Below are 19,413 nucleotides of genomic sequence, written 5' to 3' on the forward strand. Positions count from 1 at the left end.
GTGCCTGCAAGGGGAGGGGGCCGGCGTCACGGACGGCCCCCCTATTGATCACGATGCCGGGTTCAGTTGGCCCGACGGACTTCCTCCAGGGAGGCCTGTGCTGCTTCGACCACATGATCGGCGGTGATGCCCAGGTCGCGCATGTTCTCGTCGCCGCTTCCTTGCAGGCCGAACTGCTCGATGGAGACGGGCTTGCCATAGCTGCCCAGGTACTTGTACCAGGGCGTGGCCAGTCCGGCCTCAACGGAGACGCGGGCCTTGACGGAGGCGGGCAGAACAGCTTCCTTGTACTCGTCGTCCTGCTCCTCGAACCACTCCAGCGAGGGCACGGAGATGACGCGGGCCTTGACGCCCTGCTCGGCCAGGGTCTTGGAGGCGGCCACAGCGTGCTGCACCTCGGAGCCGGAGGCCATGATCAGCACGTCGGGCTGGCCCTCGGTGTCGACCAGCACGTAGGCGCCCTTGCGCACGCCTTCGCGGGCCTTGGCCTTGGTCTCCTCCAGGGTGGGCACGCCCTGCCTGGTCAGGATCATGGCCGTGGGGTGGGTGTTGTCCTTCTCGAAGAAGGCGCGGTAGGCTTCAGCGGTCTCGTACTGATCGGCCGGGCGCACAACCTCCATCTGGGGGATGGCGCGCACGGCGGTCAGGTGCTCGATGGGCTGGTGGGTGGGGCCATCCTCGCCCAGGGCCACGGAGTCGTGGGTCCACACATACAGGTTGGGGATGTCCATCAGGGCGGCCAGGCGCACCGAGGGGCGCTCATAGTCGCTGAACTGGAAGAAGGTCCCGTTGTAGGGCCTGGTGTCCGAACCCAGCAGGATGCCGTTGGTGATGGCGCCCATGGCGAACTCGCGCACGCCGAAGTGCAGCTGGCGGCCGTACTTGCTGGCCTTGGGCCACTGGACGGTCTTGTCGGCCTCGGGGGCGAAGGAGACTGCACCGTTGATGTTGGTGTTGTTGGAACCACCCAGATCGGCGGATCCTCCCCAGAGCTCGGGCATGATGGGGGCCAGGGCGTTGATGACCGCGCCGGAGGCCTTGCGGGTGGCCACCTTGGAGCCGGGCTCGAAGCCAGACTCCAGGTCGTCCAGGGCCTTGTCGAAGCCTTCGGGCAGCTTGCCGGCATGGATGCGGTCGTAGAGGTCAGCCTTGTCGGGGTTGGCCTTGCGCCAGGCCTGGTACTTCTCGTCCCAATCCTTGTGGGCGGCCAGACCGCGCTGGGCAACCTCGCGGGCGTGGGCCAGGGCCTCCTCGTCGATCTGGAAGCTCTGCTCAGGGTCGTAGCCCAGGGTCTTCTTCAGGCCGGCCACGGCCTCGGCGCCCAGGGCTGAGCCGTGGGCTGAAGGATCGTTGGTCTTGCCGGGGGTGGGCCAGGCCATCAGGGTGTCAACCTTGATGAACTTTGGCCGGTCGGTGACCTGCTCGGCCTTCTCCAGGACGGCAGCCAGGCCCTCGACGTCCTCCTTGTAGGAGCCGTCGGGCTGGATGAAGCTGAACTCGTCGGTGTACCAGCCGTAGGCCTGGTAGCGCTTGAGAATGTCCTCACCCAGGGCGATGCGGGTGTCGCCCTCGATCTGGATGTGGTTGGCATCGAAGATGACGGTCAGGTTGCCCAGGCGCTGGTCGCCGGCCAGGGAGCTGGCCTCGGAGGAGACGCCCTCCTCGACGTCTCCCTCGCCGCAGATGACCCAGACCTTATGGTCGAAGGGGGACTGCCCCTCGGGTGCATCCGGATCCAGCAGACCGCGCTCGTAACGCTGTCCATAGGCGAAGCCCACGGCCGAGGCCAGACCCTGGCCCAGCGGGCCGGTGGTCATCTCGATGCCGGGGGTCAGGCCGTACTCGGGGTGGCCGGGGGTCCTGGTGCCGGCGGTGCGGAAGCGCTTCAGATCGTCCAGGGTCAGTCCGTATCCGGAGAAGTATAGCTGCACGTACTGGGTCAGCGAGGCGTGGCCGCCGGAAAGAATGAACCGATCACGCCCGACCCAGTCGGGGTCGTTGGGGTCGTGACGGATGAAGTGCTGGTAGAGCGCGTAGGCGATGGGCGCCAGCGAAATAGGGGAGCCGGGGTGGCCGCTTCCGGCCTTCTCGACCGCGTCGGCCGAGAGGACCTTGGCCATCTTGACAGCCCGCTCATCGAGTTCGGACCATGTGAAATCTGCCATATGGTGCTGCTTTCCTTCCAATGTAGAGGTCTCCATGTTCGACTTGTGTCGAAAATGTTCGATTACCTTCACTATGCGTTTCCATCGTATCGGTTTGAGACGACACAATTCGGCTCTTCGCACGACGTTTTGGCACTCTCATGGCCCGAGTGCTAATAATGAAACCATGACGGAAGGAGCGACATTGCCTAATACCAGACGCATGCTGGTGCTGCGCGCGATCGTCGAGGACTATATCCGTTCTCGCGAGCCGGTAGGGTCGGGTTCGCTCACCAGAAATCATCAGCTTGGAGTCAGCTCCGCCACCGTGCGCAACGACATGGCGGCCCTGGAGAGCGAGGGCTACCTGGTCCAGCCCCACACCTCGGCCGGCCGCATCCCCACCCAGAAGGGCTATCGTTACTTCGTCGACAGGCTGGCCACCATCGTGCCCCTGTCCGCCGCCCAGCGCCGGGGGATCAACGCCTTCCTGTCCGGGTCAGTCAACCTGGAGGACACCCTGCAGCACGCCGCCCGGCTTCTGGCCCAGATCACCGGGCAGATCGCCGTGGTGGCCTCGCCCTCCCTGGCCAGCTCGAACCTGCGCCGGGCCGAGCTCATAGGACTGAGCCGGGGGACCGTGCTTATGGTGGTCATCACCGACACTGGCCGGGTGGTCCAGCGCACCCTGCACGGGCCCCTGCAGGAGGACCCGAACGCCCTGGCGGACCTGTCCGACCAGATAAATAGGCAGTGCCAGGACCTGCCCCTGGACCGCGCCGCCGACCGTTGCCGCCTGCTGGCTGACTCCCTTGCCGAGGGCCGCGACAAATCCATGCTGCGCCTGGTGGCCACGGTCTTCGACGAGATGGCCACCCGGGAGCAGACCAGCGGCCTCTATATGGCCGGCACCTCACAGCTGACCCACAGCCAGGCCGTCTCCCTGGGAGACTTGGGCTCACTCTTGGACGCCCTGGAGGAGCAGGTGGTGCTCATGCGGCTCATGCGGGCCCAGAGCGAGCTCTCACGTGAAAGCAACGGAGTCAGCGTGGCCATCGGCACCGAGACACGGACCCCGGAACTGGCCCACGCCTCGGTGGTCACCAGCGGATACGGGCATGCCCGGTCCAGGCAGACCGACGGCTCCGAAGCCGACGAGCCGGTCGCCTTTGTAGGCTCCATCGGCCCGACCCATATGGACTATCCGGCGACCATGAGCGCGGTTCGTGCCGTGGCCTCCTATCTGACCGGTTTCCTGGCCGGCGACGGGGAACCGTGACCGTCAAGGCAAACGCATAAGTCATAGGTATCGTGGGCCCATGCAACTATGGGTCGAGAGGGCATCAAACGAAAAGGATGATCGGTGGCAGATTACTACGAGGTTTTGGGAGTCGAGCGCGGCGCGAGCGATCAGGACATCAAGCGTGCCTATCGCAAGATGAGCCGCAAGTACCACCCGGACATCGCCGGGCCTGAATACGAGGACAAGTTCAAGGAGGTCAATAGCGCCTACGAGGTGCTCTCCGACCCCGAAAAGCGGCGCATGTACGACGCGGGCGTGGACCCCAACGACCCCCAGGCCTCCCAGGCAGGCGGCCCCTTCGACATGGGCGACGTCTTCAACCAGTTCTTCGGCGGCGGCTTCGGGGGCGCCGCCCAGGGGCCCATTCCGCGCACCCAGCCCGGCCGGGACGCCCTGGCCCAGGTCTCCGTGGACATGAAAACCGCCATCTTCGGCGGCGTGGTGCGCACCCCCATCAGCACCTACGGCCTCTGCCAGGAGTGCGGCGGCTCGGGGGCCCAGAAGGGAACCTCCCCGGTGACCTGCCCGGTCTGCAACGGCAAGGGCTATGCCCAGAAGGTGGTACGGACCCTGCTGGGGCAGATGATGAGCCAGGCACCCTGCGAGCGGTGCGAGGGCCACGGCACCATCATCGAGCACCCCTGCCCGGTCTGCAACGGCCATGGCCGTGTGCGCACCAGGCGCGAGGTTGGCGTCAACGTGCCCGCAGGCGTGGCTGACGGGTCCCGGCTGCGGCTGGCCTCCCAGGGCGAGGTGGGCGAGGGCGGCGGCGCAGCCGGCGACCTGTACGTGGACATCAGCATCAAGCCCGACAAGCACTACACCCGCAGCGGCCAGGACCTGCACTGCTGGATTGCCGTGCCCATGACCTGGGCCGTGCTGGGCCACCAGGTCGACCTGGAAACCTTCGACGGTCAGCGCCAGGTGGACATTCCCGCCGGCTGCCAGCCTGACCAGGAGATCACCATCAAGGGCCTGGGCGTCACCAGACTGGGCAACCGGGAAGAGCGCGGCGACATCATCGTCCACGTGCTGGTCGAAATCCCCACCAAGCTGGACGACGATCAGCGCCGCCTGATTGAGGACTTCGCCAACAGCCACGACTCCGAGGCCAGGCAGGTCCCGCAGAGCGCCAAGCCTGCCGGAGCCGGGGGCCGCAAGGGGATCTTCGGCAAGCTCAAGGACATCTTCAGCTGAGTCGGCTGAGTCAGCCCAGCAGCGACCGGCACATGGACCGGTACTCGCTCACATAGCCGCCGCCGAAGAAGGCGCAGTGCCCGGCGATGGCGTAGAGCTGCCAGAGCGTGGTCCGGTTCCGGTAACCGGCCGCCAGCGGGTGCACGCTCTGGTAGCCGTCCAGAATCTGCCCCTGGTAGGGGATGCCGAACAGCTGCAGCATGGCCAGGTCCTCCTCGCGGTGGCCGCCATGGGCCGCAGGGTCGATCAGGACGGCCTGGGTGTTCCCGTCGTTCCTGGTCCACATGACGTTCCCGCTCCACAGGTCCCCGTGGACCCGGGCGGGCTTGTCATTGGCGGCCGCGCCCAGCAGCTCCGGCAGGGCCTGGATCACCTCTTCGGTCATCTTCATGTCATCGCGGTTCAGGGCCCGCCGATCCATGGCCATGCCCACCATGGGCTTCAGCCGTCCCTCGCCCCAGTAGGTGGCCGGGTCTTCCCAGTCACCCACGTCCATGGGCAGCGGATCCTGCAGGGGTCCGAAGTAGCAGGTGCCCGTGTAGCCCTCGGGCGCGGAGCCGAAGTGATCGGCCCCGGCATCATGCATGTGGGCCAGCTGGGCACCGAAGCGGTAGGCGGCACCAGGCGTGGGGGAGGCGGAGGTCACCTCCTCGATGTCCAGGTAGTCCGGGCCCCAGTCATAGACATCCACCACCCGGGGACCGCCCTGCGCCTGGGCCTGACCCAGCCATTGAAGCCCGCGCCCCTCACACTCGAAGAATCCCGCCGGGGCCCCGCCCCTGGATTTTCTGTAGGTCTTGGCCATGATGATCCACACCCCTATTCGTCGAGTCGTCGATTCCGACAAGACCCATTGTGGGCATTCTGCGAGACATGCCCGGCCCTCGGCTCTGTCTGCCCAGCGTGGTGGCTATGCTTGCCATTGTTGTCCGACATAGCAAGAGGGGTCCATGAATTTCTTCGAAGCCATTCTGTTCGGCCTGGTGCAGGCCCTGACGGAGTATTTCCCCGTCTCATCCAGCGCCCATATCCGCATTGTGGGCGGCCTGCTGGGCCAGGATCCGGGCGCAGCCTTCACAGCCATCATCCAATTCGGCACCGAGCTGGCGGTCCTGCTCTACTTCCGGCATGACATCGCCCGCATACTGACCCACTGGTTCCGCTGCCTGGCCGGCAAGGACGGCTCCTCCTGGCGTGAGCGGATGGGCTCCAAGGACCATGATGCGGCCCTGGGGTGGTACATCATTCTGGGAACCCTGCCCATCGTGGTGGCGGGCCTGCTCTTCCAGAACATAATCGAGACCAAGCTGCGCAACCTCTGGATCACCGTGGTGGTGCTGATCGTCTTCGGCCTGCTGCTGGACTACTTCGACCGCCACGGCCGCCAGAACAAGGAGATCCGCCAGATGAGCGCCCGGGACGCCCTGCTCTTCGGCATCGGGCAGATGCTGGCCCTGATCCCCGGCGTATCCCGCTCGGGCGGCACCATGACCTTCGGCCGCGCCCTGGGTTACACCCGCGAGTCCGCCACCCGGGTCAGCTTCCTCATGGCCATCCCTGCCGTCTTCGGCGCCGGCATCCTCGAGACGGTCAAATCCTTGAAGAACATCAATGCGGACGCCGCCTTCCCAGGCTGGGGGGCCACCATCTGCGCCACCGTGGTCAGCTTCCTGCTGGGATACATCGTTATTATCGCCTTTTTGAAGATCGTCTCGCGCTTCTCCTACCGGGGATTCGTCATCTACCGGATCGGCCTGGCCATCTTCGTGGCCATCATGCTCATGGTCGGCGCCCTGCCCGCAGTAGGGGGCGTGGCGGCCAGCTGAGCCTGGGTGAACTGCCGGGGGATTCGACGCTCACTTGGCTACGTGATAGGATTTGGCCACGTGATGCCCAAGGTTGCGGGGGACAGGGGTCAGTGGGCATCCTGCATTCTTTGGGGAGGTTTGCCGTGGCTTCGTTGTCGACGTCTGCCGATTTTTGTATCCATAAGTTTAGCCTAAGGTCACTACTATCAGCATTATTGCTGATACCCCTGCTGCTGACCGGCATGGCAACCGGCACAGTCTTCGCCTCTGTTTCAGATGCCAACGAGGGAGAGGGCAGCTATCCTGATCAAATAAATGACGGTTCCCTAGGCCATCTACAACCTTCCAGTCTGCCTTCATCCTCGCCGCTGACGACTTCATCAATTTCCCCTTCTACTAGTCAGTCTCCAACTGGTCCTTCCCAATCCCCGAGAATCTCCCCGTCTAGCCCTTCTCCACCTATCGAAAGCCAGCCTTCTACCGATTCGCACACTGTGGTGTTCGACCCCGCCGATGGGACCAGATCTGAACGCGTGACCGTGCAGGATGGAGCCTTGGCATCACCACCTGCTGATAATCCGAAGCGTGACGGCTACCGGTTTGACGGCTGGTCCGAGCGTGACACACTGATGGATTTCCACACCCCGATCACCAGGGACATCATCTTGAAGGCCAGGTGGACCCCTGTTTCTAATTGGGCGCTCAGTCCTGACCATGCTCCGGCTTCTGGTGACACCAGCATCACCATCACACCCCCGAATGCGGATTCGCTTTCCTTCAGCACATTGGCAGCCTATGACAACAAGCTGATCGGCATGACCGGCGATGGCCGCCTATTCACCTGGACACCGAACGCTGAAATGCCTGTTCAGGTGCCATCACCTTCAAATGCGTCCGACGACATGCGATTCATAGCTGGAGTCGTTGGTGATAGCTACGCGGCCTTGAGCCAAGACCACCGCATCTACACCTGGAATAAGAGCGAGGATACGCCAGCTTTGCTCGTCTCAGACTCCACAACGTACGCCAGCATTGCCATAGCTGCTGACCACCTCATAGCTGTGGGCCAAAACGGTAAAGTCCATGTTTGGACCAATATGGGTGAGTCAACAGGAAAGGCCATAAGTTTGCCCAGACAGGCATTGGCAGTCAAGGTGACTGGTAATGCGGACCGCCTGCTCGCCTTGGATAACAAGGGCCAGGTCTGGACTTGGAAGCCGGCGGCTACTGATGCTAAACAGATCCAACCAATCAAGCTTGCCAACCGCATTGTTCAGGTATCAGCCATGGATCATGGCTTCGTGCTGCTGGACTCGACAGGCCAGACCAGCTATCTAGACAATGGACAAAGCCAGACAGAATCGCTGTTCTTGCCCAACCATTCTGCCGTGACAGCAATAAGCGTCAATACAACACAAGCAGCTTTGGTTGATTCCAAAGGCCGCATCTGGGCTTGGAAGCCCGGTGAAACACCCATCCGGGCGGATGACGGGAGCCAGCAGTACATGCAGGCCGTCAAGGCCGGCAGCAGGATCACCGCCATCGACCGGCAGGGCAACATGTTCGCGTGGAGCCTGGACGAGCAGGGTCAGCCCGGCAAGCCAGCCAGACTCGACACAACCCAGGTGCCCAGCCTGGAAACAGCCAGCATGGACGGCCAGCCGCTCAAACTCACCAGGAACAACGACTTATGGCAGACGAACATACCCGCCCACAAGCCGGGACCAGCCGCCATCACCATCACCGGCAGGCAGGACGGCCAGCCCTTCACCAGGAGCCTGAAGTACACGGTCGACCAGCCGCTGACACGAGACGTCGAACCACGATCCACACTCACGGTCCACTTCGATACGGGCGGAGGAAAACCAGAACCAGCAGACCAGAATTTCGCCACTCCGAACGGCAGGGTGAAGAGGCCCTCCCCCGACCCGGCGCGTGAGGGCTTTCTGTTCGACGGGTGGTTCATCGGTCAGATCGCCTATGATTTCAGCAAGCCCGTCGACAAGAACCTGACCCTGACCGCTAAGTGGACGCTGAAAAGCCGGAACAGCACGTGGAGCATCAGTCCCGACAAGGGCAGTCAACTGGGCGGCGAATCCACGACCATCACCCCGCCTGACAGCGCCAGGCGAGGCATCAGATTCAGCCAGGTCAGCGCATCATCATTCGTCTCGGTTACAGACTTTGGTTTTTCTTTGGCCGTGGGCAGCGACGGCAACGCCTACGCCTGGGGAGGCAACAAGAAGGGTGAGCTCGGAGACGGGACAACCTCCGAAAACGCCCGGTCTACGCCGGTCATGGTGAAGCAGCCTGATCGCAAGACGTATCCGGACCTGCCTGCGGATTTCACCTACGTGCAGGTCAGCGCCGGAAGCCAGCATTCCCTGGCCGTGGGCAGCGACGGCAACGCCTACGCATGGGGACGGAACGATGATGGCCGACTCGGCGACGGGACGAGCACCGACCAGCATACGCCGGTCAGGGTCAAGAAGCCTGCAGGCACGTCCACGGATTTCACCTACGTGCAGGTCAGCGCCGGATACCATCATTCGCTGGCTCTGGGCAGCGACGGGAACGCCTATGCATGGGGGTACAACAACTCCGGCCAGCTCGGCGACGGGACGAGCACCGACCGAGCTACGCCGGTCAGGGTCAAGAAGCCTGCAGGCACGTCCACGGATTTCACCTACGTGCAGATCCGTGCCGGAGCCTTTCATTCGCTGGCTCTGGGCAGCGACGGCAACGCCTACGCCTGGGGATTAAACAACTTTGGCCAGCTCGGCGACGGGACGAGCACCGACCGAGCTACGCCGGTCAAAGTGGGGACACCTGCAGGCACGCCCACGGATTTTACCTATGCACAGATCGGTGCCGGATACCTGCATTCGCTGGCCGTTGGCAGCGACGGATACGCCTACGCCTGGGGGTACAACTTCAGTGGCCAGCTCGGAAACAACAGCAAAGGCGGATTCTTCAGCCCGAATCCTAATCCTGTGCGCGTGCGCAACCCCGCCAGCCCCAATGATGCGGACAAAGGGCTGAAAGCTGTAAATGTCACAGCCGGATTCTGGCATTCGCTGGCCTTGGGCAGTGACGGCAACGCCTACGCCTGGGGGTTCAACAGCAACGGCCAGCTCGGTAACAACAGCAGCAAGGATTCGACTGTTCCTGTGCTTGTGTCTGATTCCGCCAGCCCCGCTGACACAAGCAAGGGACTGAAAGCCGTACTGGTCAGCACCGGGCAATATCATTCGCTGGCCTTGGGCAGTGACGGCAACGCCTACGCCTGGGGAGACAACGGCTATGGCCAGCTCGGCAACAACAGCATCCCTACAGGCTCAAATAACAACAAAACCGGGAGTCTTGTTCCTGTGCCGGTGGTGTTCAACCTGCCGCCGGTGATAACCGGCGTCAGATTCGACACCAGCCCCGGCACGAACTTGAAAAGCGGCGATGGCAGCAGCGTCAGCGTACTCACGCCCGCACACCAGCCGGGCATGGTCACGGTCAGCGTGGACTACACGCTGGGCGGTACACCCCAAACGCCGGACACCTCCCTCCGATACACGTACCTGCCCGCAGGCGTGCTCCCAAGAGCCGGAGGGGAAGGCATCCTGCTGGCCCTGACCACCGGCATGACCGGCATGGGCGGGGTCCTGGCCTCACGCCGCCACCGAAGAGAACAGCACCAGCTGCTTCATGCTTCGCACGAGTAAGACAGGCCGGGAGGCGTATCAATCCCCCGCCCCCGGCCACATAGGTGGAGCAGGGAGGAGCGTGTTACTTAAGGCTCAAACCCAAAAAAGCTGACACTTCCTTTCGCTCCCCCACCACACTTCTGCAGACAGAAGCCAAGGGCAGGCATGCACGCCCCCGCCCTGCCTCGGAGAGGGGGAAACAGCGGCCAGGCTGGCCACTGGCAGAAACCCACAGCCAGCCCAGCTACTGTTTGCTCATTTAGGCACGTATCGTATCAGCCCGTTCAACATCTATGGCAAAGTCGCTTTCAAATCCAGCCGATCCCGAATAATATGACCAGGTTCACATTATTCCTGTACTTTGTCATAGACACGCTACAGGCAATGATGCTCGGCTTCTGAATCACTCGGTTTTCCACGATTACCAGGTTTCCGCCGTCTTTCTGGCCTGCAGGATTCATGTCAAGCAGCTCCGCTACGATGCCGGGTCCGTTACGACTGGCCGGGTTTACGAAAAGCAAGATTCAGCTGCCTTGATGCGTTACCATGAAAACTCCTTCGGCACTTCGGCACTCCTGCGGTCTCAATAGGCCGTATGCAAAGGACTGAAGTGCGCAAAAGAAGGTCTAATATACGGGATTAGAGGAGGCCGATTGGCTGGTATGGAGGTGATGGACCATATCACGCCATCCAATACCTTTCGCTTCCCGCAGCACCAACCGGTGGCTACAAGCCGCCCTGTTAGGATGTTGAGGATCAGCCATGCACTTCACAGTAGACAACCTTGAAGAGGTATTTCCCCTGGCAGAATTCATAGCCGATTCCTTCGGTCCCATGGCCGAGATTGTTGTGCATGACATCACCCGCCCGGAGAATTCCATCGTATTCATCCGTAACGGTCAGCTCTCCGGACGCTCCCTGGGCGACGCAGTCACAGACCAGACCCGACAACTGGCCATACGGGCAGACCAGGACGGGGCCGACTTCGTCTCCGACTACCGAGGGCGCCGCCTGAACAAGCACGAGTTCCGCGTCTCCTCCTACCTGATCCGCAACCAGGAGCAGACTGTCATTGGCCTGCTCTGCATCAGCATCAACATCACCGAGCTGCAGCAGGCCGCCCACGTGCTGCAGACCCTGTCCTCGATCGATTCCAACGATGTGCAGATCTCCACCGAGACCTCCCGCCGCCACGTGAGCGAGGAGCCTGCCGAGAACATCCGCAGGATCACCAGGGATGAGGTCCGCCAGTTCAACATCCCCATGGACAAGCTGACCAAACAGGACAGGCTGGACATCATCCGCAACATCAAGGACCGGGGCATCTTCCTCATCAAGGGCGCGGTGGGCATCGTCGCCCCCGAGCTCAAGATTTCGATCCCCACCCTCTACCGGTACCTGCAGGCCCTCAAATAGGGCCTAAAAAGTAAAACCTCCGGCGGCAGGAGAGGGGGGTATATTTCTGTGCCGCCGGAGGAGCTTTACAGCACGGCCGCCGCCACTGGCGACAACCGGAACGTGGCCACACAGACAGACCACGCAAGTATGACATAGGTAAAACAGGGAGCCCACAGTTTCCTCAAGCTGTGATGCAGTGCAGAATCAGCCAGGCTAGTTACGTGCCCTCATTGGCCTAGGCCTTTCTTCATACTATCACCTCTTCAAGGATGCATCAGGTACTCCCGTTTTTGGCAGGTCCCCCGACCTGTTGCTAAGAGCAAATTATCACAAGGTCCCGGACATGCTCAACACTCCGTTCGCTGTCCGCCATGACAACCGGCATTGCAAGCGGCAACCAGTGCGCAATTCAGCGGGATTGGCTGCTCTAAGCGAGCCTGAACAGTAAACCTTGGCTGGATTGGTAACAATAATTTATTAGCTAAATTCCTGATTCAGTAATCTGCGAGTCGAATATCAATGAGAGTTGAGAAGGTTTGCAAACCAACAAACACTGACTGAGGACTATCACTAGAAAGGAGATAGGGGAGAGGTAGAAAATCCAGGTGGGCGATGCAGGAATCGAACCTGCGACCCCTTCGGTGTGAACGAAGTGCGCTAGCCGCTGCGCCAATCGCCCGGATTGGAAAAGACCACCGAAGTGATCCTCGTGGGCGATACTGGATTCGAACCAGTGACCCCTTCCGTGTCAGGGAAGTGCGCTACCTCTGCGCCAACCGCCCGGGTCATTCTCGTTTCGAGAGAGAGGTGGGTACGAGAGTCGAACTCGTCTATACGGCTTTGCAGGCCGCTGCCTAACCGCTTGGCTAACCCACCGTATTGGTTAAACTGCTCGAAAACCTCGAGCGGGCAACGGGACTCGGACCCGCGGTCTCGACCTTGGCAAGGTCGCGCTTTACCAACTAAGCTATGCCCGCACTTTCAACTTTCACCGTGGTGGTGACTGCCGAAGCACGTTGCACTACTGTAGCGTAGACCTCCGCACTTGGCAAAAAGCGCGTGTCGCCGCGTCATAGAGCCACCCTCCGCTGATGGCAAAGCCGCCAAATACAAGGCTTCCTACCGGTAGGGTGAGAGGTATGAGTGAAGAAGCCAGGCAGCACTGCACCATGGTGGCCGCCTTCGATGGCTGGAACGATGCGTGCTCAGCCTCGACCAACGTCATCCGCCACCTGTTGAACGTCTACGAGTCCCACGAGATCGGCAGCATTCCGGGCGACGGGTTCTACGACTATCAGATGTCACGGCCCATGCTCTGCCATGTGCAGGGTAGACGGCGGATCATCTGGCCCTCCGCCAAGATCTACCGGGTGCGGATTGATAACACCCACACCCTCCTGCTGGAGATGGGCCCGGAGCCCAACTACCACTGGAGCGACTTCTGCCGGCGCAGCATCCACTGGGCCGAAGACGACGAGGCGGAGGCCATCATCACCCTGGGCGCCATGTTCGCCGACTGCCCCCACACCAGGCCCCTGCCCATCGACGACCTGGCCGGCGACCAGCCCAAGACCGACACCGACGGCCATTCCGGCCCCATAGGCATCCCCACCGTTCTGGACGCCCTGGCCACCCAGGACGGCTACAGCACCGAGTCCATCTGGGTCTCCGTTCCCCAATACCTGGGCAGCGACGAGTGCGCCCAGGGCACCCTGCAGCTCCTGCAAAGGCTCTCGGCCATGCTCGGCGTCCACCTTGACGAGGGGGAGCTGCCCCGCAAGGCCGCCGAGTGGAAGGCCCAGGCCGGAATGCTGCTGCGCTGCAACGACGACTTGGCCAACTACGTCCACCGTCTGGAGATGGATGTCGACCAGGCCCAGGTGGACGAGCCGGCCGCCGAAGAGCTGGTCCGGGAAGCCGAGGATTATCTGCGCTCCATGGGCAACAAAGGCCCCTCCTTGTCTGAGTGACGACCTAGGCTGTGGCTCGATAACCATGTCCAGCCTGCACCCTGTAACGCGGGCTCCGATAGCAAGGACGGCATTCATGACACAGTCGAGCATCTCCATCATCGTCAAGGGCGAACGGAAGGAGGTGGCGGCGGATCAAACTGGCGTCCAGCTTTTTGCTGACGACAAGGACATCATCGCCGTCGACCTCAACGGGCAGCCACGCGACCTCTACACACCCCTGCACGAGGGTGACAAGGTCGAGCCCATCACCCTGGAGAGCGACCAGGGACTGGCCATCATGCGGCACTCGGCCACCCACGTCATGGCGCAGGCCGTCCAGGAGATTCGTCCGGACGCCAAGCTGGGCATCGGTCCGGCCATCAAGGATGGCTTCTATTACGACTTCGACGTGGACAAGCCCTTCACCCCCGACGACCTCAAGCAGATCGAACAGCGGATGAAGCGGATCATCAAGTCCTCCCAGAGCTTCCGCCGGCGCGTAGTCACCGAAGAGGAGGCCCGCAAGGAGGAGGCCGACCAGCCCTACAAGCTGGAGCTGATCGGGGCCAAGGAGGCCGAGATCAACAGCGAGGAGGCCACCGAGGTGGCCACCGGCGGCGAGCTGACCATGTATGACAACCTGGACCGCGAGGGTAATACGGTCTGGAAGGACCTCTGCCGGGGCCCCCACCTGCCCAACACCCGCTACATCCGCAGCTTCAAGCTCATGCGCACGGCCGCCGCCTACTGGCGCGGGGACGAGAAGAACCCCATGCTCCAGCGCATCTACGGCACCGCCTGGGCCAACAAGGACGACATGAAGGCCTACACCGCCCGTCTGGAAGAGGCCGCCCGCCGCGACCACCGCAAGCTGGGCGCCGAGATGGACCTCTTCTCCTTCCCGGACGAGATCGGGCCCGGACTACCCGTCTTCCACCCCAAGGGCGCGGCCGTCATCAACGCCATGGAGGACTACTCCCGTGAAATGCACCGGCGCAACGGCTACTCCTTCGTGCAGACCCCGCACATCACCAAGGGCCACCTCTACGAGATTTCGGGCCACCTGCAGTGGTACAAGGACGGCATGTACCCGCCCATGCACCTGGACGAGGAGAAGGACGCCAACGGCAAGGTCACCCGCCAGGGCTTCGACTACTACCTGAAGCCCATGAACTGCCCCATGCACAACCTGATCTTCAAGTCCCGCCAGCGCTCCTACAAGGAGCTGCCCCTGCGGCTGTTCGAGTTCGGCACCGTCTACCGCTACGAGAAGTCCGGCGAGGTCCACGGCCTGACCCGCGTGCGCGGCCTGACCCAGGACGACTCCCACATCTACTGCACCAGGGACCAGATGAAGGGGGAGCTGACCAACCTGCTCCAGTTCGTGCTCAAGGTGTTGAAGGACTTCGGCCTCAACGACTTCTATCTGGAGCTGTCCACCAAGGATCCCAACAAGTTCGTCGGCTCCGACGAGGTCTGGGAGGAGGCCACCAACACCCTGGCCGAGGTGGCCAAGGACTCCGGGCTGGAGCTGGTCGACGACCCCGAGGGCGCCGCCTTCTACGGGCCCAAGATCTCCGTGCAGGCACGCGACGCCATCGGGCGCACCTGGCAGGTCTCCACCATTCAGCTGGACTTCAACCTGCCCGAGCGCTTCCAGCTGGAGTACATCGCCGCCGACGGCTCCCACCAGCGTCCGGTCATGATCCACCGGGCGCTCTTCGGATCCATCGAGCGCTTCTTCGCCATCCTGCTGGAGCACTACGCCGGCGCCTTCCCGGCCTGGCTGGCCCCGGTCCAGGTGCAGGCCGTGCCCGTGGCCGACGAGTTCGCCCCCCACCTGGAGCACCTGCTTGATCAGCTGCGCGACGACATGGTCCGCTGCGAGATCGACCGCTCCGACGACCGCTTCGGCAAGAAGATCCGCAACGCGGCCAAGTCCAAGGCCCCCTTCATCCTGATCGCCGGCGAGGAGGATGCCTCCAAGAACGCGGTCTCCTTCCGCTTCCGCGACGGCAGCCAGCTCAACGGGGTGCCCGTGGAGCAGGCCCGCGCCTGGATCAACGAGGCCATCAAGGTCCGCGCCCAGATCAACTCGGCAGACGACTTCCGAGCGAACACCTCCTGCAGTCAGGACTGACCAATGTTCGAGCATCTACGGCGCCCCTGGAAGCGCATCATCGCCCCCATCGCCCGCGGCCTGGTTCATCTGGGCGTGAGCGCCAACGGTGTCACCATCATCGGAGCCGTAGGCACAACTCTGGTAGCCATCGTGACCGGGTTCACCGGCTGGCTCCTCCCCGGGGCCATCGTCCTGGCCATTCTGGTGGCCTTCGACTCCCTGGATGGCTCCGTAGCCGCGCTGACCGGCGGTGGCACCCAGTTCGGGGGCTTCCTGGACTCCACCCTTGACCGGATAGCCGACTGGGCCGTCCTGGCCGGGGTCATCATCTTCTTGCGCCGCCATGAGCTGGCCTGGGTGGCCGATGGCAGCCACCAGGGTCCCGACATCTGGGCCCAGGTGGGCATGGCTGCTGCGCTCTTCGCCATCATGACCTCCTTCGTCACCTCCTACGCTCGGGCCCGGGCCGAGGCCGAGGGCTTCGAGGCCAAGAACGGCATCGCCACCAGGTCGGACCGGCTGGTCATCATCCTGGTGGGCATGGCCCTGACCGGTGCCGGGCTGCCCTTGGCCGTGCTCAGCTGCTTCCTGGTCCTGCTGGCCCTGCTGGGCATCGTCACCGTCTGGCAGCGGATCAGCCACGTCGCCAAGGACATGGGCCGCAACCCGCAGCCCGCCAACCCCAGCCACGAGTGAGCCTATGCCGGACCGACTGCTCATCTTCCTGGCGCAGCACGCGCGTCTGGTGCCCGAGCGGCTGCTGCGCGGCCTCTTCCTGGCGGCGGCCGACCTCTGCTGGCTGTTCCAGATAGGCGGCGTCAGACAGCTGGAGCGCAACCTGGCCCATGTCATGCCAGAGGCCGGCCGTCGCAGCCTGCGGCGCACCTCGCGCCAGGGCATGCGCTCCTACTTCGTCTACTTCGTCGAGGCCCTGACCGTGGGAGCCCGCACCAAGGAGCAGCTGCTGGCGCGCATACACGGCGGCGGCAACGCCTACCCGGATCCGGCCAAGAGCGACATCGGCCTGCGCTCCCTGCCCATCGGCATGGGCCACCAGGGCAACTGGGACTACGCGGGCTTCTGGGCCTGCTCCACGGTAGGCCAGGTCACCACGGTGGCCGAGCGGCTGCGGGACCCTGGGATGCTGAACACCTTTGCGGACATCCGTCGCCGCCTGGGCATGAACATCCTGCTGACCGGCGAGCCGGACATCACCGGCCGTCTGACGACCCTGCTGCGGAAGCCTGACCAGGTGGTGCCCCTGCTGGCCGACCGTGATCTGAGCCGCCGAGGCGTCTTCGTCAAGGCCTTCGATTCCTGGATTCGCGTGGCCGCCGGACCTGCCGTCATCGCCTTGGATGCCCGTCTGCCCCTGTATACCGTGAACATGCACAGGGAAAGGCTGACGGGGGAGCGCCGCCGGAAGGCCAAGGCCCCCTACGGCTATGTCTGCCAGGTGGACGGGCCCATCGCCATCGAGCCCTACCTTGACATGCCCCGGGAGCAGGCCATCAAGGACCTGACCCAGGCATGGGTGGACCAGTGGACCCAGGGCATTCGCGAACATCCAGAGGACTGGCACATGCTCCAGCCGATTTTCCTTGAGGATCTGGATCTTTCCCGGATGCACGACCTGCCGGACTTCATCCTGGCCCAGGCATCCAAGAACAAGGGAGGTGACGGGCATGAAGGCACCCGAGCAAAGGCCTGAGCAGGAGCCGGAGCGGACCGCCATCAAGGCGCCTCTGCGGGTGGGGATCATCTCGCCCTACTCCTTCGAGACCCCGGGCGGCGTCCAACTGCACATCCGCGACTTCGCCAGGCATCTTATGGACCGTGGCCACCAGGTGCAGGTCCTGGCCCCGGGCCGACGCACACAGGACATGCCCCTCTGGGTGCAGACCACCGGTTCCTCCTTCTCCATTCCCTACAACGGATCGGTGGCCAACCTGAGCTACTTTGGCGTGGCCGGCCACAAGACCAGGCAGTGGGTCAGACAGGGCCACTTCGACATCCTGCACCTGCACGAGCCCGAGGTCCCCTCCCTGAGCCACAAGCCTCTGAGGCCCGGATTCATTCCCTGCCCCTATGTGGCCACCTTCCATGCGGCCTTCGATTCGACGCCGCTGGCACTGAGACTGACCAGGCGCTACCTGCGCCGATACCTGGCCAACATCAGCCAGGCCATCTTCGTCAGTCCCTCGGCCATGCAGAACGCCAAGAATCTGCTGGAACCGGGCATACCCAGCCAGATCATCCCCAACGGCATCGAGACCCGAGCCCTGCGGAATGCCCGGCCGCGACCAGAATGGCAGGGGAGCGAGCGGGAGCCCACCATCGGCTTCCTGGGACGGATGAAGGAGGAGCGCAAGGGGTTCAGGATTCTGGCCCAGGCCGCACCTGCCATTCTGCAGCGCGTGCCCGGAGCCCGCTTCCTGTGCGCTGGGGACGGCCAGGCGGAGGCACGGAAAATACTTGAAGCCGTCGATCCCGGACTGGCCCGGCACTTCACCTTCCTGGGTCGGATCAGCGACGAGGACAAGGCCTCCTTCTATCACAGCCTGAATCTGTATGTGGCCCCGCAGACCGGGGGGGAGAGCTTTGGTATCGTGCTGGTCGAGGCCATGGCTGCTGGCTGCCCGGTGGTGGCCTCGGACCTGCCCGCCTTCGAGGATGTCTCCCAGAAGGGCCGCAGCGCGCGTCTGTTCGCAATCGGGGACCCCCAGGACTGCACCCGGGTCATCCTGAGCCTGCTGGATGACCGGCCCACCCGCCTGAACCTGGCCTCGTGCGGAATGCGTCGGGCCAGCGACTACGACTGGGAGCGGGTCACCGACCAGGTTCTGGATGTCTATGCCCGGGCCCTGGCAGCAAGGCCCGATCATCGCCGTGGCCTGCTGGGCAGGCTGGTGGGCCGGAAGGCTGGTTCTCCTTACGATGAAGCCTCCACGGAAGGGCCTGAAAACCCGTAAAATTGTCGAAGAGCGGAACTAGAATTCCATTCGTTTAAGCATTCGTACCGTCAGGAGACATATGTCAGGGCATTCGAAGTGGGCGACTACCAAGCACAAGAAAGCAGCCATCGACGCCAAGCGTGGCAAGCTCTTCGCCAAGCTGATCAAGAACATCGAGATCGCTGCCCGCACCGGCGGCGGTGACCCCGACGGCAACCCCACCCTCTACGACGCCATCGTCAAGGCCAAGAAGTCCTCCGTGCCCGCGGACAACATCACCAGGGCCGTCAAGCGCGGCTCGGGCGAGGAGGCCGGAGCGGCCAACTACGAGACCATCGTCTACGAGGGCTACGCTCCTGCCGGCGTGGGCATCATCATCGAGTGCCTTACCGACAACCGTAACCGCGCGGCCGCCGAGGTCCGTTCCACCCTGACCAAGGGCGGCGGCTCCCTGGCCCAGAACGGATCGGTCAGCTTCAACTTCGAACGCAAGGGCCAGATCATCGTCCCCTCGGAGGGCCTGGATTACGATACGGTCTTCGAGAAGGCCGCCGAGGCCGGTGCCGAGGACGTGCAGGACAACGGCGACAGCTACACCGTGTTGACTGCCCCCGGCGACATGGTCACCGTCCGTAAGGCCCTGCAGGAGGCCGGTATGGACTACGACTCCGCCGACCTGATACTCAACCCCAAGAGCGAGGTCACCCTGGACCTGGACTCCGCCCGCAAGGTATCCAAGCTGATCGACAACCTGGACGATCTGGACGACGTGCAGGAGATCTACAGCAACTGGACCGCCCCCGACGAGGTCATGGCCCAGTTGGACGACGAGTGACC

At 63.2% G+C, this 19,413-nt stretch carries 13 protein-coding genes and 4 tRNA genes; 11 read left to right on the forward strand and 6 right to left on the reverse strand.

Features of this window, described 5'->3' with window-relative positions; all coding sequences use genetic code 11:
• Positions 1-62 precede the first annotated feature (62 nt).
• Positions 63-2,165, reverse strand: coding sequence for a transketolase (tkt, locus tag ACUIAF_RS02090; protein ID WP_445338878.1), 2,103 nt, complete (start codon positions 2,163-2,165; stop codon positions 63-65).
• Between the two features lie 184 nt (positions 2,166-2,349).
• Here tkt and hrcA point away from each other — a divergent pair, with 184 nt between their 5' ends.
• Positions 2,350-3,423, forward strand: a complete 1,074-nt coding sequence (gene hrcA, locus ACUIAF_RS02095) for a heat-inducible transcriptional repressor HrcA (RefSeq protein WP_445338879.1) — start codon at positions 2,350-2,352, stop codon at positions 3,421-3,423.
• A gap of 84 nt (positions 3,424-3,507) precedes the next feature.
• Positions 3,508-4,644: a molecular chaperone DnaJ gene (gene dnaJ / locus ACUIAF_RS02100; protein WP_445338880.1), complete on the forward strand. Its 1,137-nt coding sequence runs from the start codon at positions 3,508-3,510 to the stop codon at positions 4,642-4,644.
• A 10-nt stretch (positions 4,645-4,654) separates the two neighbouring features.
• Here dnaJ and ACUIAF_RS02105 read toward each other — a convergent pair whose 3' ends face one another.
• Positions 4,655-5,449: a fructosamine kinase family protein gene (locus ACUIAF_RS02105; RefSeq protein ID WP_445338881.1), complete on the reverse strand. Its 795-nt coding sequence runs from the start codon at positions 5,447-5,449 to the stop codon at positions 4,655-4,657.
• A gap of 145 nt (positions 5,450-5,594) precedes the next feature.
• Between ACUIAF_RS02105 and ACUIAF_RS02110 the strand changes: the two genes are divergently transcribed.
• From ACUIAF_RS02110 to ACUIAF_RS02120, 3 genes are all read left to right on the forward strand, one after another.
• Complete coding sequence (locus ACUIAF_RS02110; RefSeq protein WP_445338882.1) at positions 5,595-6,470, forward strand: undecaprenyl-diphosphate phosphatase; 876 nt, start codon at positions 5,595-5,597, stop codon at positions 6,468-6,470.
• A gap of 515 nt (positions 6,471-6,985) precedes the next feature.
• Positions 6,986-10,168 carry an RCC1 domain-containing protein gene (locus tag ACUIAF_RS02115; RefSeq protein WP_445338883.1) on the forward strand — a complete coding sequence of 1,061 codons (3,183 nt, stop codon included), beginning with the start codon at positions 6,986-6,988 and terminating at the stop codon, positions 10,166-10,168.
• A 744-nt stretch (positions 10,169-10,912) separates the two neighbouring features.
• On the forward strand, positions 10,913-11,566 hold the full coding sequence (locus ACUIAF_RS02120; protein WP_445338884.1) for a helix-turn-helix transcriptional regulator: 654 nt from the start codon (positions 10,913-10,915) through the stop codon (positions 11,564-11,566).
• A 588-nt stretch (positions 11,567-12,154) separates the two neighbouring features.
• Here the strand turns inward: ACUIAF_RS02120 and ACUIAF_RS02125 are convergent.
• The 4 genes from ACUIAF_RS02125 to ACUIAF_RS02140 all read right to left on the reverse strand — a co-directional run bounded on the left by ACUIAF_RS02125 (position 12,155) and on the right by ACUIAF_RS02140 (position 12,525).
• Positions 12,155-12,227, reverse strand: a tRNA-Val gene (locus ACUIAF_RS02125).
• A 31-nt stretch (positions 12,228-12,258) separates the two neighbouring features.
• Positions 12,259-12,330: transfer RNA gene (locus ACUIAF_RS02130), tRNA-Val, on the reverse strand.
• 23 nt (positions 12,331-12,353) lie between these two features.
• A tRNA-Cys gene (locus ACUIAF_RS02135) sits at positions 12,354-12,424 on the reverse strand.
• Between the two features lie 28 nt (positions 12,425-12,452).
• A tRNA-Gly gene (locus ACUIAF_RS02140) sits at positions 12,453-12,525 on the reverse strand.
• A gap of 162 nt (positions 12,526-12,687) precedes the next feature.
• Here ACUIAF_RS02140 and ACUIAF_RS02145 point away from each other — a divergent pair.
• From ACUIAF_RS02145 to ACUIAF_RS02170, 6 genes are all read left to right on the forward strand, one after another.
• Positions 12,688-13,518, forward strand: a complete 831-nt coding sequence (locus ACUIAF_RS02145) for a PAC2 family protein (protein ID WP_445338885.1) — start codon at positions 12,688-12,690, stop codon at positions 13,516-13,518.
• A 76-nt stretch (positions 13,519-13,594) separates the two neighbouring features.
• The gene (thrS, locus tag ACUIAF_RS02150; protein WP_110417211.1) at positions 13,595-15,640 is read left to right on the forward strand and encodes a threonine--tRNA ligase; all 2,046 of its coding nucleotides are present in this window, start codon (positions 13,595-13,597) and stop codon (positions 15,638-15,640) included.
• A 3-nt stretch (positions 15,641-15,643) separates the two neighbouring features.
• Positions 15,644-16,318, forward strand: coding sequence for a phosphatidylinositol phosphate synthase (pgsA, locus tag ACUIAF_RS02155; RefSeq protein WP_445338886.1), 675 nt, complete (start codon positions 15,644-15,646; stop codon positions 16,316-16,318).
• A gap of 4 nt (positions 16,319-16,322) precedes the next feature.
• Positions 16,323-17,333: a phosphatidylinositol mannoside acyltransferase gene (locus ACUIAF_RS02160; RefSeq protein ID WP_445338887.1), complete on the forward strand. Its 1,011-nt coding sequence runs from the start codon at positions 16,323-16,325 to the stop codon at positions 17,331-17,333.
• Complete coding sequence (locus ACUIAF_RS02165; RefSeq protein WP_445338888.1) at positions 17,308-18,594, forward strand: glycosyltransferase family 4 protein; 1,287 nt, start codon at positions 17,308-17,310, stop codon at positions 18,592-18,594. The genes ACUIAF_RS02160 and ACUIAF_RS02165 overlap by 26 nt, the downstream gene beginning before the upstream one ends.
• 61 nt (positions 18,595-18,655) lie before the next feature.
• Entirely contained in the window at positions 18,656-19,411 is a 756-nt protein-coding gene (locus ACUIAF_RS02170; protein WP_015021818.1) for a YebC/PmpR family DNA-binding transcriptional regulator, read from the forward strand.
• The last annotated feature ends 2 nt before the right edge of the window (positions 19,412-19,413 follow it).

This window comes from Bifidobacterium sp. ESL0822 (assembly GCF_052606675.1).